We start from the raw sequence: 17,867 nt of genomic DNA on the forward strand, positions 1-17,867 counted from the left end.
ATAAGGCAGAGACTGATTAAATGTTAAATTCTAGCAGTAGTGATTCTTAATGCTCGTTAAGAGATATTGCTCTTTATGCCCGCGTTGGTTAGCCCTATTTTCTTTTCCACAAAAAGAGCCGTCAGTCATAAAAAACATTTCAAAAAACAAATTTATGAGAGTAGCTTAACCTAAGACTGCATTGCCGTTTTTGATTTAGCCCCGACTAAAAGGTTGTTTAGTCCATTAGAGTCATAGATGAAATATATACTTAATCTTACGATTGTGTTTAATCCATCAGAAAAGATATTGATGGAGTTGAATGACGAAGAACGGGCGGTGACATTGTCCAACCCGGCAACCCGGCTATTGCTTGAATTTATCAAACATCAGAATCAACCAATAGAAAGAGAAGTACTGCTGAAGAATGTGTGGGAAGACTATGGTTTTACTGCATCAAACAGCAACCTGAATGCTTATGTTAGTGAACTGAGAAAAGCCCTGACAGCCTTAGGTGAAAATCCACAAGTCATCACGACTATACCTAAACATGGTTTTCAGTTTACAGCGCGGATTGAGTCAATACTGAGTACCGCACAGCCAGAGCTAGATACCGGAGAAGAACGCTATGATATAGCAGCAGAGCACTCCAAAGAAATATCAGCCACTAGCCAGCCTAATACCGCGGCCCTGATGCCAACTATTGCCCCGTTAACCCGGGAAGTGATAGTCCCGGGTCGAAAATATCTGACAATACTAAGATCCAAAATATTACTTATTTTGGTGATCCTATCAGTATTAGGTACAGCTCTTAAGATTTACGCCAACTGGGTCGACGTTACCATTGGCAAAGCGAATTATTTACTCTCTGGCGAAATTGACCAATGCCAGATTTTTATCCAGAAAAATGCGACATTCCCTGCCGAAGGGGGGAGTCTTGATATGGCACGGCGCGACCTCAAGCAGGAAAAAATTGACTGCTCAGTGAAAAAGCACCATATCTTTTATACCAAAGGAAGTGATGGTTATAAGATTAATCAGCTCACCTTTATAGGTATATGTATTGAAGATGAACAGGGTAGATATAACGCGTGCAGAACGATCAGGATTAACTCGGGAGAGGCACGATGAAAAAAGGTTACCTTACCGTGGTTTACCTGACGATATTAGCTGCCGTCGCCATTTTCTGGGCCTATCAACTATTGCCTAAAGTTGTTTTACAGTGCGATTCTGAGCTATACCTGAAAAAAAACATTAATACCTATGATTCTGTTTCATTACTGGCAGATGTGAGTATCTTTTTATCCCGCAATGGTGATGGTTTCATAAAATTCACCGGAACAGCACAGGATAAAACATCATCATATATATTAAATCGTGCTCTGCCATTCAACTACACCACCTTGGATAATAACGGTGTTTATACAGTCAACTTCACCACTCAAATTATAAGAGCTATTGATGATGTGCCAGATAATGTCTGGTCGAAATTCATTCAGACAACACGTGATGATGTACAGTATTTTGTCAGTGTAAAAAATATAGATAAAAACCTCTATGTCATTAATGGGTTATCATCTCCTGTGTTAATTTGTGCAACCCCCTGAATAACGTCCCCTATCGCCAAAAGAAAGCCCCTTTATTTCTATGATTAATGAAGCAACTCGAGAGGTTGTGAGGTATTTGTCATTTTACCCATCACAAAAGCCAGATTGGCAGCGGCGACCAGCGAAGCGGCGTGGGCATCGGTACTCATCTGTTGTGCATTCAACAAGCCATTGGCCGCTTCGTTAGCGACCGTGATGGTACCTACACCATTACGATAAGATTCCAGTGCAGCGTCATAGGTGATAAATGACGTTTTCACCAGATTGAGTGCCGCCTGATTAGACTCAAGCGCCGAGTGCAAAGTATCCGCCGCCACCACGATTTCACGCACCGCCAACTCCTGAGTTTTCTTAAATCCTTCCGCTGCAACTGCCGCACGAGACTCCGCCTCTTTGACCCGCGCCGCCCGTATCCCGCCATCGTAAAGAGGAACACTGACCCCCACCAAAATGCTAGAGGATGAAGTCTGCTGGCTAATCCCAGGTAGACCCTGAATATCAAAGCGCCCATCACCGCCTGCGACTGCTCCGGCAAGATAGACTTTTGGCAAAAAGTCGGCCTCAGTGGCTTTGATACCTGCCTTGGCAGCTTCAACCGCCGCATAGCTGGCTAACACATCAGGCCGCTGGGAAAGGGCCAGACGAATCATATTTTCGGTCGGCGTGCTGGCAACATCTGGCAAAGCGCGGTCTTCGGCATAAGCGATGTTGATATCTAATGAGGGAGAAACCCCCATCGCCCCCAGTAATGCCTGATAAGCATCGCGTTCCGTACCTTTTGTCATCACGCGGCGCAGTTCAGACTGTGCCACCTGTTGGCGCGCCAACGCCACTTCGACGGTGGTGGCAATACCATTTTTTTGACGTTGTTCGGCAGCATCTTGAATCTTTAAGCTATTTTTCAGCGTTTGCTCTGCTATCTGCCTCTGGGTCTGCGCGGCACCATATTGGAAATAAGTCCGTGTGACATCGTAGATTAGCTTCTGATGCATCCCATTAAAGCTAACATTGGCGGCATAAGAGGTTTGTTTAGCTGCGTCAAGTAATGCACTACGCTGCCCAAAATCAAAGATAAGCCACTGTAATGCCAGCGCCGGAACAACTGCGCTCCCGGAGGTATTAACATCCTTATGGCTGCCAATCGCGTAAGGTAACGGTGTGCTGGTACTCTGGTAGCCACCAATAACACTGGCTGAAATGATCGGTAAAAATACCGCCTCCCCCATACCGACAGCCAATGCAGCCTGTCGCGCTTGCTGCCAGGCAATGCGGGTATCTGGATTCTGAGTCTGGGCAATATCAATCAGCTCAGGTAATGAGTAAAGATGTCCGCTCTTTATTGCCGGTGGCTGAGGAAGTTCTGCCACCAGCGGATTAGCTGGCACAGAGAAACTACCCGCGCCCGCAGCACTGCCCGTATTGGCATCCGCGACCCAAGGTTCGGAATAGGAGGCTGGCGCGAGGTCAAGTCGCTCAGTGGCACACCCCGTAATCAATATGCATAAGCCAGCCGCCGTGCAAATAAGGCCCATTTTGGCTATCCTGGCCGTCAGTACCGCGTGAGTCGTCATGTCATCAAGTTCCCAGAAGTTCCCCGAGTCTTTTTATACGTTGCCCAATAGTCAGTTCAACTGGCGATAACCCCTGCCATGAAGATTCCCTCTCTGGCACGTGCTCGCCTTGTTGCTCGGTTATGTCACCGACAAGCGAGAGCTGACGCAGTTGTTCCACATCAGACGCCGATTTTTCAGTCGGTAGAAACAGCACTGGGCACAATTTACTCATTTCTGCCAGTATTGCGTATAAGCGTGCGCACTCTTCTCGTGAAGGGCGTAATTGTGCTGGCTCAAAGGGAACCAGTGCCAGCTCTTCTCGCGCTTGGGTAATCTCCGCCTCAATGGTTGTCGCTTCTCTTAGTGCCGCAGGCCGTGCATCAGGCGACAGCGCTGCCAAATTTGTCAGTCCCGTCAACGTGTTACTAATATGTATGCGCACCGCATCTACGATAGCCACCGGCCACAACCGGGTAAAAATCAAATACACCACCAGATTACCCAGCAAGATCCCAAGCACCCTATCGAGTGCCACCCCCAGATCTGTACTTGGCCCGAAGCCTTGCAACACCGTCAGCAGGAATGCCAGCCCGACCTGCACACCGGCATAAGCGATACGCTCGCTGCCACAGGAAACCCAAGCGGCCAATAGAATGCAGCCAAACACCAGCGCCATCAATTGACCAATATCACTCAGGTAGGGAATAATGAAAATGATCGCCAGAACCCCCATTAACGCGCCGATCAAGCACCCGATAATCCGCAGTACCAGTTTATGCACTGTCTCACCGGTGGTACCTAACGCCGCGACATAGCAGGTGATCATGGCAGTATGGATATCCTGCCAATCCAATGCGGTATAGACCAGATAGCAAATCAGGGCGGCGGCGGTCGTCTTTAGCGCAAAACGCTGATGAGCAGGATTGGTCAGTGCATCTGCGGCAAAGAATGAGGATTTCGGGGCAGCCAAATCTTGCCCATTATCCGCATTCGCCAGTGCTAGCAGTGCGTTTCTGATTTCATTGATCTCATCACCCGCATTCTCAATAGCAAAGTGAGGGGTAACAGCAAGATTGCCCGCCGCTATCGCCTGTGCCGCATCGCGACAGTAGCCCGCGAGTTCGATACGCTCATTCTCTGGTGAGCCAGCAGATAAAGCTGACGTTGCCAATAGCAGGCGATAACTGCTTTTTACGGCACTTTCCAACCAGGCTGCTTCTGGCGAGGGGCGTAGATGGAAGATACGTACAAAAAGCGCCCGCTGTTGATGCTCATTTTGCCCTTCCTGTAGTAGCTCGGTTAGCTTAGCCATATTGGTGGCATCGGGTTGGCGCAATGTCTCGGCTACGGTGAAAAGTCGCTCGGCTAAACTGGCCCGCAATAACGTCTGGGGTGCCCGGCCAAAGAAAAGGTTAAAACCAATAATCAGCAACATCGGGGAAACCGCCATTAACCAGGCATACAACAGCCCCCGCGTTGCGACCTCACCCATGGGTATATCACTGAGCAACGTCATCACAAACGCAATAACCAGCGCAATAATACTCCCCACCGGGCCGAGCTTACTGGCTGAGCCAAGATAGAGAAACAGAAACGAACTGACAATCAAGGCTGCCATGCGCAGTGGCGCGGCTTCCAACGTGAAATGAATAAGCAGAAACACCAGACCAACCACCAGCGACACCAGGATGGTGATAGCAATCGCCATCACCATGCTTTCTACGCCGTCCGGTTTCATGACGAAAATAATCAGATAGCAACTGATAGCGGATTCCGGGATGCCATACACCATGGCAACCATAGCCATCAATGCACAGAGTGCAGCAACCCGCCAGGCCATCGCCACTCGCCCAGGGAAATAGGCTAAATCCGCTTTTGCCTGACGGATTATGCCACCGAGCGTACCGTCAGCAACCGTCGTCATTGCGCACAACAACCACAGCAGTCGCCCCGATTCGCATCAGGTCCTCCGGCGGTTTTTCCAGACTGATTCTCACTGGGAAACGCTGAACAACACGTACCCAATTTAATGATTTCGGGACATAAGGCAGGCCACGTGGAATATTCAGCATATCCTCAGAGCTGACGCCCCAACCAATCCCCTCAACTCGCCCCTGAATCGCGCGCTGTCTGTCCGCCATAACATACACGGTAGCGCAATCCCCCACGTTGATATGCTTCAATTCCGTTTCACGGAAAAAGGCCGAGGCATGCCAATGTTCAGTATTGATAAGGGTAAAAATGGCCTGATCCGGGACGACAAACTCCCCGGCCGAGACCGTCAGCCCCACCACCCGACCATCATGGGGGGCTCGTACTTGTGTATTCGCCAGTTCCCGTTCAGCAATAGCCAGCGCCGCGCGCCGTGCCACTACCAACGCTTCAGCGGCCGCAGTCGTACTGACTAAAGCCTCGGCAGCAAATGACTGTTTTAATGCCTGTTTCAGGCTAACCTCGGCGTCGTGTTTCGCCGTCGCCGCATCATCGACCTGCTGGGCGGTGACATAACCTTTAGGGAGCAGAGGTTGTAGCCGGGCCAATGTCTGAGTCGCTAACTTGAGATTGGCTTGTGCCCGTACAATCTGTTCATTGGTAATCGCGGCATTGGATTGTTCAGCGACCACCGTCCGTTGCTGGGTATCGCGAGCCGCCTCTGCCATTTTCAATTCAGCTTGCGCCTGTGCGACTTGCAGCCGATAGAGATCCGGCTCGATGGTAAACAGCAGGTCACCCCGCCGGACCTTGCTGTTTTCCACAACATTAATCGAGATAATACGGCCAGGTACCGAACTGGCAACATGCACCACACTGGCCCCTAATTCTGCATCTTCAGATAATGGATTCAGGGTAGTCTGCCGCACGGAAAGCCAGCCTGATATCACTGCCGCGACGATGATAACGCCGGCGACGATAAGCGCCAGTTGCCGCTTACGCCCACTCCCTGATAGTTTATTCATATTCATCATTCATCGTGTAAACAGTAATAGGGAACTGATAAATGCCACAGCAAGCGCCAGGCAGACATACACCAACAGCCGCCATGGCAGCACCTCATCAATACCCACCCGAATAAACAGAATGCGAGCCATCACTGCCACAACTATTCCGATAAAAGCGCACGCCATCCAGGATGGAAAGTAAGAGCCCACCAATGAAAATGAGGGCGCCGCTACGCCGGTGCAGCCGCTCAGAACAATAACCGATAACAGAACTAACGACCCGCGCCATAAGTTCAGGTTGGTACTCGCTAACCCCCTGAAAAAAAACCACTCTGGCTTCCTAAGGGAAGTCATATCATTCATTATTCGGCCTCAGTTAATGCGGCGTTAACAGGCAGAAAAACAGCTATTCGATCATAAAAAGCCACTACAGATCGCTGCCCAACGTATTTTTGAAAATTTGCCCATCTTTCATAATGAGCCGGAATGCTTTCTCTGGCCGAGCAATGAGTTGAATATCACTCAGTGGATCACCATCAACCAGAATCAAGTCAGCCAGTGCGTCATTCTCCACCACACCCAACTTACCGGGATACGGGTTTCTTGGACCGGAGAAGGCACAGAGTTCAGCATTAACGCTGGTGGCCATCTTGAGAATTTCAAGCGGTGAGTACCAGCGAGTCAACTTGGCCAATTGAGCACCCTGTCGGGTTGCCAGTCGGGCATCGAATAATGTATCGGTGCCCCACGCTGTCTTGATGTTATATTTTTTCGCCAACCTATAGGCCGTATCAGTACCGGCAACCATCTCAAGCTGCTTGGCACGTGATGCCGGACTGGCCATTGGCACCGCATCCTCGTCGTCAAGGAAGGGTTGTAAGCTCCACCAAATGTCTTTTTCTGCCATTAACTGGACGGTCTCCTCATCCACCAACTGGCCGTGTTCGATACATTTAACCCCACCTTTAATCGCCATGGTGACCGCCCGTGCCGTATAAGCATGGACGGTGACATAGGTACCCCAATTCTCAGCCGCCGTAACTGCCGCTTGAATCTCTGGTACAGATCCCTCGGTCACACTGATAGAGTCATACATAGAGGCTACACCACCCCCCGCCATGTATTTGAGTTGCGACGCGCCTCGCATCAATTGTTCTCTGGCACGCAGTAACACCTGATCGGCACCATCGGCAATCGCCGTCATACCTACGCGCTCGGCATAACTCAAGGGGTCTGATGGCGTATGCGGTAATTCACCAATCAGACGGAAATCGCCGTGCCCACCAGTTTGAGTGATAAATGCGCCGGAAGGATAGATACGTGGCCCGACCGTCACCTGCTCATCAATAGCGCGTTTCAGGCCAAAAACCGGCCCGCCCATATCACGCACCGTGGTGAAACCACGCAATATAGTCGCCTGCGCCTCTGCAATTGCCAGCGCCTGGATATAATTGAAATCTGCTGTCATCGCCGTCATCATTGATGGCCGAGCCATAATGGCGTGCCAGTGTGCGTCGATAAGCCCTGGCATCAATACACCACCACCACCGTCTATCCGTTCCACATCCGGTGGCAATGCTTTATCAGCCGGCTCTACCGACTTGATCCTGTTACCTTCCACTAATACTTGCAATCCATCGCGCAAATGGTCTGAAACACCATCAAAAAGGCGAATATTAACAAAGGCCATCACACGCACAGTATTGGCCGCGACATCTCTTCTTTGCTGGGTCGCTCCTGGGATCGCCGCAGCAACGGTTGCCGCTGTTATAGGGGCAGAATGAGCAGCTTTCTGAGCAAACACCGTATTGATACGAACGAACGCCGGACTATGGCAAAGACAACAATCAGAATGAGTGTGGGGAAGCGCTATCAAAGGCATATGAGGCATTGTGTTCTCCTTATATGAACTCTCCCTCCATCAATAACCAGAGGGCCGGTTTTCAATCATAGAACAAATTTATTACGTAACGACTTATTTTAATGGAAAAAATCAACCAGAAATCGTGACAACGCTCTGATCCTGACATGATAAAGCGGATGTTACCGTGATGAACCGACCTAAGCACGCCCTGCAAGTAGAACGTGCTTTTTACTCATTTCTGCTGTGCCGCCCACCAAGATAATAAGCGTAAACAAGAGGAGTAATAGTCTTCTTCTGGTTGTAATACTGCCGTTAATTGAGCAGCATCACCTAAGGTAAGATCCCGTATCGCCAGCATCCCAGGTGTCAGTGCATATTCCGCGGTAGCCCCCGTAACAACATTGACCCATGCCGGTGTTTTTAAACGCGAAAAACCTTGCCAATAATCAATAAAAGGCGCCAATGCACTGCCATTATGTCCTCCCCAACTGAGATATAATGGAATACGCACCGCATCAAAACTAAAACGTGCAGGCCAACCATTGGCCGGTGCGAAACTACCATCCGACCGCAATGACACCCAATCAGTCGGCAAATTGACTTTGCCAAGCTTCATCGCGGATAACTGCTGGATAGCATCGTCATTCAAGTCTTTCCATATTTTCAAATGACTGTATTGGTAGAATGAATTCCAGGCTGGAAATATGTAATAAGACGGGTTGATCACAACATAACTGGTATGATTAAAACTTGCAGAGCCTGGCAATAATACATGGTAACCGGCAAAGTTAATGACCGTGTGTTTAATAATAGCATTCTGTATTTGATTAGATTGACTCGTATAGTCGCGATTGTGCCATTTATCCCCAGCCAGTAATAATGCCCAGGCAATCAATATATCGCCATCTGTAGCATTATTTTTATCAGCAACTTTTACTTTAGCATTCGGCTCATACCGCCATGAAAATAATCCGGTATCTGCATTGTATAATGTCTTTTGAGTCCAACCCAATAATGAATCAAAGGTAGGCCGGTCATCATTGAATACGGCAAGTAGCATACCAAAACCTTGCCCTTCGGTATGGCTGATATCATGGTTACCCGTATCAACAATTCGGCCATCGGGCTTAAGAAACCGGCTTTTAAATTGTTCCCAGCCGGGCTCATAAGCCTGTACTCCGGTGGAAAACAGTAGGCCAAATAGCACACCGGCGGTAACAACAACACGCATGACCTTCATAATTAGCATAATATGCCTCAAATGCCGTTTTTATAACGGAACACTAATGGACCTTCGGTTTTATTATCCAGCCAACGGACATTCACTTCTGACTGCCCTCCTTGCTGTCTGAGCCACTCCTTATAAATACCTTCTAAAAATGTTGCAAATGCAGTTTTCCACTGTGACTGTTCAGTCAGATTGTCCGTGTCCGGCCATGCACAGTGACTTAACTGCATTTCCTGTTCATTCGCGGAAATGCGCAAAAATCCCCAATGATATCTGGACCATAGATGATTAATTTGATCTTCAAACTCACCCACGGTCTGACTTATCGGTAAGGGGTTATGCTGTGCCAGTTGAGTCCCCATGTTGCGGATAAAAGCCCTGCCATCCGCACTGTCAGCATTAGCCTGAATACCTGAAAAAAGCACTTGCACCACATTTTGCCATCCCGGCTGATGCTGCTGCTGACGGTAATAATCCTGTTGTTCCGAAAGATAGTTATTCTCTTGCATGATTATTTCCCATCCAACAAATATCTGAAGTAGACCAAGGCGGTAGTCTCGGAGTAGTCGCCAAAAGTATCATAGCCAACCTGCCCGCCGATCTGCATATTCTTCTGTAAGTTGTAACTGCCATCAGCCTTGAAGTTATATCCAATGCCATTTTTACTTTGCGCAGCATAACGGGATTCAGTGCTATAACCATCGCGCACCAATTGCTCCAGTTGAGCCTGCAACTCTGGATTATTCGGGAAATATTTACTCTCATCCTGCGAATAGGATTGATAGCCTACCGCCCCACCCAATTTATAATTCCAGTTACCATAGCGTTGGCTATACTCAACCGGGAAAGAGACACTGACATAATCTTGTGGACTGAAATAGCCCCCTTGACCGTAACTGAAATAACTGAGATTTTTAGAGAAATTCATATAGCTGATATTGATACCCGTTTTTAATTCACGGTCATCATAGCGATAAGGACGAATATACGCGCCTACTGAAGAGTTAATTGAACCATTACTCGGAACATTATCACCGATATAATTGTAATAATTTAATCCTGCATAAAGGCCGGCATCGCCATCGTCATAGCTCAGGTTTAAGCCCCCCCCATTCTTAGTGACTGCCCCCCATTGCGATCCGCTGATCTTATCGGTTGCACCCACGTATGAAAGCAAGCTATCCGTCACTGGCCGACGTTCTACTGTCATCGCCAGTTTAGCGAATTCGCCAAGCTTAGGTGCCCATTGCACGCCGCCAATAAGGGCACTCATATCTTGCCCTAACGGCGTGGTACCAATGTCGGCTTTATAATCTTCCCCCGCCAAGGCCAGTGCCAGTTCTACCCCTGACTCACTTTGTGAGCCTGGGGAGTCGGCGGTGAAATCATTTGGACTAAAGGTTTGGGCTGTAACCAGATTATTAGCCGCCAGTTGTTTGGCACTGTTGGCATCATTTTCCACTACCCTAGCATCAACACAACCTTGCGTTCCAGCGCCTGCGCCATTACACGCACTTTCTCTATCCGCTTGAGCCTGCAATTGAGCAGTTGTCGCCGCCGCTAATACCGCCGCTGAGTTAGTTGCGGCAAGTGCTGATGTCTCTGTCGCATTTTTAACTTCCAAACCCTGCTGCAATGCCCCGGTACCAAAACGGTTACTGCCCGTACCTGAGGTTGAACCTGCATTGAGGGATACCGGCGTGACGGTAAAACTCAGGCGGGAGCTATCAAAAGGCACACCGGCAAAGGTGAGCGGGGCTTTGGCTTCAGTCAATTGACTCAGGCCCGATTCACCATCGCGACTGCGAATACTGATATTGGCCTGCGCCCAACTGGCAGTTTTATCCTGTAAAGTATCCAGCATCTGATCAACTTGCTTCAGGGTGCCGTTTTGCGCAACGTTAGCGGTAGGTGCCAGATTATTGACTCCCCCCATGGCAGCGCCTTCTGTGCCCGCATTTTGCCACGGCAACACCGCGCCATAGCTTGAATTGGTCCGCGGCTGCGTGCGGGTGGTCTGGTTAATAAACGGATTGTCGCTAAGTTGTAAGCCAGCAATATTCGCGCCACCAACACTGTCTGCCCCTTCCAGCCCAATCATTTTACCTTTGGCGGAACGTAACAAAGCCAGAGCCTGCTCATGATCCCCTTCAGCTTCCGCGACCCGGGCAGCAAGCAATAAGCGCTCAGGGGTTCTTGGCCCGCGCATTCCCAACATCAATTGTCTGGCGCTCTGGACATCACCATTAGCCAGTGCCACGTTTACCGCCCCTACCCGCGCCCCTTCATTAGTCGGATCACGTTTTAATAAATAAGCATAAACTTTACCGGCTTCATCATTCATTTTACCGGATTGGTAAAGACGCCCCATCGCCAGCATCAGGTCAATATTTTGCGGATCACTTTGTAGCGCCACAATCAACTTGTCATACGCCGCAGCATACTGGCCTTGCTCACGCAATGCATCGGCCTGATTGATAGTGGTCCCTAGTCGTAATCGACTGATCTCTATCGGCGAACTGCCACTTTGAATCGCGGGATTACTCAATAAGGCTTCCGCTTCTTGCGTCAGGCCAGATTGCGTCAAGACACTGATTTGTGCCGCATAATCGCCCGCCTTGCCATGAATGCCATTATTGATATTTTTACGCACTAAACTAACCGCCGTGGTGCTGTCACCGGCAGCCATCAAATCTTTAGCCAGATTACCGACATCAGCAGGGGCGGTAGGCGGATTTTGTGCCAGTCCGCGCAATATTGCCGCAGCACTGGCTGAATCACCCTTTGCCAGAGCCGTTTCTGCTGTCGCTATTTTTTGATTGAACTCCACACGGTCAGCCAGCGCACGGACCTCTTTAGTTTGGCGGGCTGGCGGGATCTGATTGAGTAAAGCATTACTGGTTGCCCAATCTTTGTTTTCAGCGGCAAACAAAGCGGCAGCATATAGATTATCCGCCGGTGCGCCGGGAGCCGAAACTTCAGCCATCAGACTTTGCGCCTGGGCTGTATTTCCTTGTTGTTGCAGTATTCTCGCCATATCCAGACGAACCCAGATATTCGATGGCTGCTTAGTTAGCGCCTGTTGTAACAGATTTAATGCCGCCGCAGGATCATTACGTTGCAGCGCTAATGCAGCCTCACGACGAATCGGCTCAACATTGATCCCGGCGGGCGCGGCGGCGGGTTTGAGATTGTTTGGCACGGTTTGTAGCACTTGCTGTGCCTCGGCATCATTCTTTTGCTGCCGCAATACATAATACAGCCCCAATTTCGCATCATTATTTTGCTGTTGCTGCGCCAGGATATTGCGGTAAGCCTGTTCAGCAGCACTCAAATCACCTTTGCGCCGCAACAAATCAGCCCGGAACAGCGCCACCGCAGTGCCTTTGTCCCCTGTGGCCTGTGCCAATGGGGCGCTCAATGCCAGCGCACCGTCAATATTCCCGCTGGCAAAGGCTTTTTTAGCTTTATCCAACTCGCCGTAGAAATGGGCATCTTGCGCTTGCGCCGCCAGTTGTGCGCTGTTTGCCCCACCTTGTTTGGCCGCCTGAGTCAGGTAGTTTTCTGCATTGGCGAAATCACCACTGCGCAAAGCGATAAACCCCAAACCCGCTAATGCATCGCCATCGTTAGGGTTGATCGCCAACACTGACTCAAACTGGCTTTTTGCCTTGGTTAAATCACCGCGATTAAGTTCACTGTAACCCTGGCCTTTTGCTGCTCCACCGATATTCTTTTTATAGTAATCGGCGACAACCTGAGAGTCGGGATGGCGTTGTTGATAGGCCTGATAAAGCCCTTCATCTGCCGGTTGCGGTGTTATCCACATCAGTGCCTGGCGCAAAGCAGCATCAGCTTCGCGGTTAGTCGCCGCCAGACTATTAAGCATGGCAATACCATCACGGCGGGTTGTCTGTTGGTAGGTCAGTACTTTACCCAGCGCCACGCGGGCAGCAACATCATTTGGGGATTGTGCTACACGTTGCTGTAATTCGGCGATAGCTGTTGGTAACGTCGCCGCATCCCCCGCCATGGTCAAGTAATATTCTACCGCTAAATTATCCAACGGTTTATTACCGTTAAATAAATTCTGATAACTCTCAATCGCCTTGGGAATATTGCCCTGGCTGGCAAACTGGCGCGCTGCCGCTAATTGGCTCGGCGAAATGGACTGCATGACTTTGGCATTATCTAACGACTGCAAACGTGGGTCATCCGGGGAGGCCGCATTTAATTTTTTACGCCATTCAAGCGACTCGGCTTTATCCCCTTTTTCAGAGGCATAAAGGGACATTAGATATAAAGCATCAACGTTGGTAGGATCGACCATCAGGATCTTTTGCAGCGCGTTAGTCGCCAGATCATTATGGGCTTTCTCATGCCAGTAGGTGGCCTGATCTAACAATGCCTTTATCGCTGGCGTATTCTCTGCCGCCTGTCCCCAGACAGGGATTGCAGCAAATCCGACCATCCCAGTAAGCAACAGGGCATTAATCAATGGTGACTTTACATGACTTGATTTCATATCAACCCCGCTCCATACAATAGGCCCACATCATCAACAGTTTTATTATCATTCTTTAGGATCTTTGCCTAAGCGTATTGCCGCACGGCGTTTTAATAACCCAAACATGCTCACACCAATGATGACTGAGATCAGTAAAGCAAGTAACGCCAAAATCACGATATGCTGACTGGCATACCAGATAATCATTTGATACCAAGGCAGCTCACCACGAGGGAATTGCTCGCCAACACTAAAACTGCGCACACCATTTTCATTGGTAATAATCGCCAGATCGCCACGCACGCCGGCATTAACCGTCGATAACTTCAAATCGCCGTGAATACTCGCTAATTGATCATCACCTGTTGCGGTTGCCAGCACCACGACCTTCTGCGGATTCCAGCCAGAACGGAAACTCAGGAAGCCGCGCCAGTTATCCGTCGATGAAAGGTAGCGATCGGCCTCAACTTGCTGGCGGAACCAAACCCCAGTGAGGTAATCCGCCAACTTTTCTAACGTCGACGGTTCTTTCACTGATAGCACACCATTTTCCAGGCCAAATGATGTCGCGGTTAATAGTGTTTGGGTGAAATCAGCATGGTCTAATGTCGACACCACCAAAATATCGTTATCAGCAAACAGTGAAATATCTTTTTCATTTGCGGACACGCCCAGCTTCACCTTGACGTGGATAACTGGCTTTCCGGTTGAATTACCGGCACGAGCAACAAGACCAAGTAATGTACGAACTTCTGTTTTGCTTGGTTTTTCGGGCAATAATACCAAGGTTTGTGAGAAATCAGCCAAGCGGGTGAAAGGGAAGGATGCGCCGACAAAATACGAAAGATTAGGCAACAGGGTAAAGTGATGGGTGTGACTCAGGTCAATATAAGAATCAGGTTCGATACGACTCTTAATATTATTGTTGTTTAGTAGATTACAGGGGGTTCCGGCTTTCGGATTAATCGCGAAATAGAACTCTAACTGGTTATCACCATAAATCAGATAAGGAGCCAAACGCAGGGTATAACTCTCCTGACGAGTATCGCCACCAACCGCCCGCCACAGGGACTCAATCAACCCCTTCTTATTTACCGGCAGGTTATACAAGAAAATATTGTTAATCGATACGTTAAGTTGGGAGCTATTTTCATCAATCCAGTCTTCAATCGGGAAACGGTAACCGATATGGATGGGTATAGTTTCTCCATCCCACATAAATAGATCGGGTGCCGCCCGGAAATCAACATGAATACCGTCATGATAAATACCATTAGCAGTCAAAGCATCGAGATTTGGCACTAAAGATTTAAGTAATACGGGATGTTCAGTATTAATCCAGCGCGGGGCGTCATAGGGAATGCTACGCGGGATAGCTTGCGCTTTAACACTTAGGCTACTCGCCTCTGGCGGTAATGGCTCAGAAGTTAAACGCCATGCAGCCTGACGCAACTCCTCCTCATTATTGCCAATAACCAAGAGTAATTTAGCCACCGGGTTGTGCGGGTTATCAATCAATTGCAGACTTGGGCCGGTGCTTTGCGGTAACACAAAATCACCGATATGCTCACCCGGCTTACCAAATAAAATACCATTACCTTCGGGTAGTGAATCAAATTGTACCGGGAAATCAATATCACGGTAATTAGCCTGATAACCAAACCATGAAGCAACACCGGCGGCAGCACCAATCACATCAGCACGAATATTAGCCGGGAATGCCATAACCACTTTGGTCTCTTTCATCTGCATGGCATCAAAGAATGGCCGAGGGAATAGCCCCAAATTCTTGCCAATATTCAGTTGTTGCCCTTCTAATTGAATACTTGAGGTCGGTAAAATACTGACCCAAAATTTATTCAATTGATCTGTTTCACACTGCAATACCGTGTTGTCACCGGTAATACTCATACTCAGATTATTGGTCGCGACCACCATCGCCGCAGGGACATCAACTTGGTATATCGCGCTGTTTTCACTTGACGGCGTTAGCGGCAATGTCCCTAACGGCTGCCCGTTCAGCATTAACTGTAAGCTGTAATTCTTGCCAGCCAGCTCTGATGATAATTTTAGCGCCAGAGATAGTTTTGCATTGGTAATCACCAAATCATTGGGTAACGTGAAAACAATGCCTGATTGCAATTGACCGCCACTTAACAGCAACCCATTGGGCTGCCCCATATCTTTAATGGTAATCGTGGTATTCACTATCGCGTTGTATGAGGCCGGGCGGGTCACCACCACCGGGTTATCAACTACGGGTATCGGTAGGGTTGAATCATACAAAGGGCGGTTTTCAGGGGCGCTGGCGATTTGCGGGTAATTATCAACCGCAGGAGCCGCCGCCCCAGCGGTTGAGTCATCACTGTTCGGCCGAGGTAATAAAGGGAAATCTCCCGCAGTGGCTGCATCTTCAGTTTGCTGTTCCTGGCCCGCGACACGATTAGTGTCTACAGCAAACCCATTGATGGGAAAAAATGCCAGAGAACACGCGGCCACCACACCTGTAAACCACAATGACGGCAATATCTTGCTCAATATCCCTTTCATGCCGCATTTCCTTTTTTCTGGAGGGCCAGCTTTCTTTTTCTAGCCCGACGTTGCTTCCACGGCAGATAAAAAAGTTCGAAGGCACAACGAATAATGCTGAGTAATGAATGTAATGGTCGATCCTGAGGGTAAGGCTCGGTAATCCAGGCATCTGCACGGGCCAACACAATACGAACCAGTTCCCGACGTTTAACCAGTGGAATATCACCAAACATCAACCGCACAGCACCTGGCTCAACATCAATAAGCGTGACAGGTAGACTGACAGCACCGCGTTGTAACATCAGCTCCACCTCTTCAATACCCTCAGTTGGGAAATGTTGGTCTTTAATCGCCAGACGAACCCCGCCCATTGACAAGTCCAGGGTGTGAGTACGCAGTGATATGCCATTACTATAATGAATAATGGCCGGTAACTGGACGTCAATGCGGATCGTTTTACGTGTCTGACGAGTCTCGCGCGCAACAGAAATAGCCGCAAATAATAGAATGACACTGAAAGTAGCCCAGGCGATATTAAGTGCAATTACATTCGGATTAACCCCAAAATAATCTGGCAATGCTACGCGCACTAATCCCCATATAATGCCGAGCAACATCAGAACAACTGCAATAATATGCGGGCGAACAATATTGAAATCGAAATAACTCTTATCCAGTAGGTCGCCTTTATCCGTCACGTTAAACTTGCCACGTTTTGGTGAAATCATCGTAACGATGGTTGGAATAACCAAATGGAATGCCATTACGGTTTCATAAACTTCACCCCAGAAAGAGTAGCGGAAGCGGCCATTACTGCGTGAGTTGATGGCAATAGACATAATTAAATGGGGCAAAACATAGGCGAAAATCAATTCGGCTGACGAGGCAATAATACTCTGGTTAAAGAGAAGATAGCCCAGTGGCGCGAGTAAAAAGACAACGCGTGGCAAACCAAATTGGTAATAAATCATGGCGTTGAGATAACACAAACGCTGAGGAAGGCTCAGCCCACGCCCTAACAAGGGATTATCCACACGGAAAATTTGTGTCATCCCCCGCGCCCAACGGGTTCGTTGGATCACATGTAACGCCAAACGTTCAGTCGCCAACCCCGCGGCTAGTGGGATGGAAATAAAGGCTGAGTTCCAACCTAAACGCTGTAATTTCAGCGCAGTATGGGAGTCTTCGGTGACTGTTTCTACCGCAAAACCACCAATTTCATCTAATGCCTTACGGCGAATAACAGCACAAGAACCGCAGAAAAATGCCGCATTCCAGTTATCGTTCCCTTGCTGAATAGGGCCATAAAAAAGTGCCCCTTCATTAGGAACAGAACGGCCTGTTGATAGATTGCGCTCAAACGGATCGGGGGAGTAAAAGTAGTGTGGTGTCTGGAGCAGCGCCAACCGCTTATCAACCAGGAACCCACCCACCGTGGCCTGTAAAAAACCGCGGGTAGCTACGTGGTCACAATCAAAAACGCAGATTAACTCCCCCTGCGTAATCTTCATCGCATGGTTAAGGTTACCGGCTTTAGCATGGCGGTTATCATTTCGAGTGATATAACCAACCCCTACATCCGCAGCAAATACAGCGAACTCAGTTCGTTTTCCGTCATCCAATACATATATTTTTATTTTTTCTTTTGGGTAATCAAT

12 protein-coding genes are annotated in these 17,867 nt (G+C 48.8%); 2 read left to right on the forward strand and 10 right to left on the reverse strand.

All coding sequences use genetic code 11. The features are described from left to right. The first annotated feature begins 237 nt into the window (after window positions 1-237). A complete protein-coding gene (locus tag V1952_RS12360; protein WP_372560577.1) occupies window positions 238-1,110 on the forward strand; it encodes a winged helix-turn-helix domain-containing protein in 873 nt (290 codons plus the stop codon). Beyond that, on the forward strand, window positions 1,107-1,586 hold the full coding sequence (locus V1952_RS12365; protein WP_420071201.1) for a FidL-like protein: 480 nt from the start codon (window positions 1,107-1,109) through the stop codon (window positions 1,584-1,586). Before V1952_RS12360 ends, V1952_RS12365 begins: the two co-directional genes overlap by 4 nt. 44 nt (window positions 1,587-1,630) lie before the next feature. Here V1952_RS12365 and V1952_RS12370 read toward each other — a convergent pair whose 3' ends face one another. The 10 genes from V1952_RS12370 to bcsA form a co-directional block, all read right to left on the reverse strand. Beyond that, window positions 1,631-3,157: a TolC family protein gene (locus V1952_RS12370; protein ID WP_420074825.1), complete on the reverse strand. Its 1,527-nt coding sequence runs from the start codon at window positions 3,155-3,157 to the stop codon at window positions 1,631-1,633. Between the two features lie 4 nt (window positions 3,158-3,161). Beyond that, window positions 3,162-5,063: an FUSC family protein gene (locus V1952_RS12375; RefSeq protein ID WP_420074826.1), complete on the reverse strand. Its 1,902-nt coding sequence runs from the start codon at window positions 5,061-5,063 to the stop codon at window positions 3,162-3,164. Next, entirely contained in the window at window positions 5,047-6,096 is a 1,050-nt protein-coding gene (mdtN, locus tag V1952_RS12380) for a multidrug transporter subunit MdtN (protein ID WP_372560573.1), read from the reverse strand. Before mdtN ends, V1952_RS12375 begins: the two co-directional genes overlap by 17 nt. Before the next feature lie 9 nt (window positions 6,097-6,105). Further along, on the reverse strand, window positions 6,106-6,441 hold the full coding sequence (locus V1952_RS12385) for a YtcA family lipoprotein (RefSeq protein ID WP_372560572.1): 336 nt from the start codon (window positions 6,439-6,441) through the stop codon (window positions 6,106-6,108). Between the two features lie 64 nt (window positions 6,442-6,505). Further along, window positions 6,506-7,969 (reverse strand): amidohydrolase family protein, encoded by a 1,464-nt coding sequence (locus V1952_RS12390; RefSeq protein ID WP_420074827.1) that lies wholly within the window; start codon window positions 7,967-7,969, stop codon window positions 6,506-6,508. A 205-nt stretch (window positions 7,970-8,174) separates the two neighbouring features. After that, window positions 8,175-9,191 (reverse strand): glycosyl hydrolase family 8, encoded by a 1,017-nt coding sequence (locus tag V1952_RS12395; protein WP_420074828.1) that lies wholly within the window; start codon window positions 9,189-9,191, stop codon window positions 8,175-8,177. Window positions 9,192-9,199: 8 nt separating this feature from the next. Further along, window positions 9,200-9,679, reverse strand: a complete 480-nt coding sequence (bcsD, locus tag V1952_RS12400; protein WP_420074829.1) for a cellulose biosynthesis protein BcsD — start codon at window positions 9,677-9,679, stop codon at window positions 9,200-9,202. Between the two features lie 2 nt (window positions 9,680-9,681). After that, window positions 9,682-13,695 carry a cellulose synthase subunit BcsC-related outer membrane protein gene (locus V1952_RS12405; RefSeq protein WP_420074830.1) on the reverse strand — a complete coding sequence of 1,338 codons (4,014 nt, stop codon included), beginning with the start codon at window positions 13,693-13,695 and terminating at the stop codon, window positions 9,682-9,684. Window positions 13,696-13,743: 48 nt separating this feature from the next. After that, complete coding sequence (gene bcsB / locus V1952_RS12410; RefSeq protein WP_420071207.1) at window positions 13,744-16,227, reverse strand: cellulose biosynthesis cyclic di-GMP-binding regulatory protein BcsB; 2,484 nt, start codon at window positions 16,225-16,227, stop codon at window positions 13,744-13,746. Beyond that, window positions 16,224-17,867: UDP-forming cellulose synthase catalytic subunit (bcsA, locus tag V1952_RS12415; protein WP_420074831.1), on the reverse strand; the 1,644-nt coding region annotated here is incomplete at its 5' end. The genes bcsB and bcsA, both read right to left, overlap by 4 nt.

It is taken from the genome of Yersinia sp. 2542 StPb PI, assembly GCF_048593855.1.
Classification (GTDB): domain Bacteria; phylum Pseudomonadota; class Gammaproteobacteria; order Enterobacterales; family Enterobacteriaceae; genus Yersinia; species Yersinia enterocolitica_E.

Coding starts and splice junctions, on each gene's coding strand:
- V1952_RS12360 (WP_372560577.1), top strand. CDS start 238: ATGAAATATATACTTAATCTTACGATTGTGTTTAATCCATCAGAAAAG.
- V1952_RS12365 (WP_420071201.1), top strand. CDS start 1,107: ATGAAAAAAGGTTACCTTACCGTGGTTTACCTGACGATATTAGCTGCC.
- V1952_RS12370 (WP_420074825.1), bottom strand. CDS start 3,157: ATGACGACTCACGCGGTACTGACGGCCAGGATAGCCAAAATGGGCCTT.
- V1952_RS12375 (WP_420074826.1), bottom strand. CDS start 5,063: ATGACGACGGTTGCTGACGGTACGCTCGGTGGCATAATCCGTCAGGCA.
- mdtN (WP_372560573.1), bottom strand. CDS start 6,096: ATGAATAAACTATCAGGGAGTGGGCGTAAGCGGCAACTGGCGCTTATC.
- V1952_RS12385 (WP_372560572.1), bottom strand. CDS start 6,441: ATGAATGATATGACTTCCCTTAGGAAGCCAGAGTGGTTTTTTTTCAGG.
- V1952_RS12390 (WP_420074827.1), bottom strand. CDS start 7,969: ATGCCTCATATGCCTTTGATAGCGCTTCCCCACACTCATTCTGATTGT.
- V1952_RS12395 (WP_420074828.1), bottom strand. CDS start 9,191: ATGCTAATTATGAAGGTCATGCGTGTTGTTGTTACCGCCGGTGTGCTA.
- bcsD (WP_420074829.1), bottom strand. CDS start 9,679: ATGCAAGAGAATAACTATCTTTCGGAACAACAGGATTATTACCGTCAG.
- V1952_RS12405 (WP_420074830.1), bottom strand. CDS start 13,695: ATGAAATCAAGTCATGTAAAGTCACCATTGATTAATGCCCTGTTGCTT.
- bcsB (WP_420071207.1), bottom strand. CDS start 16,227: ATGAAAGGGATATTGAGCAAGATATTGCCGTCATTGTGGTTTACAGGT.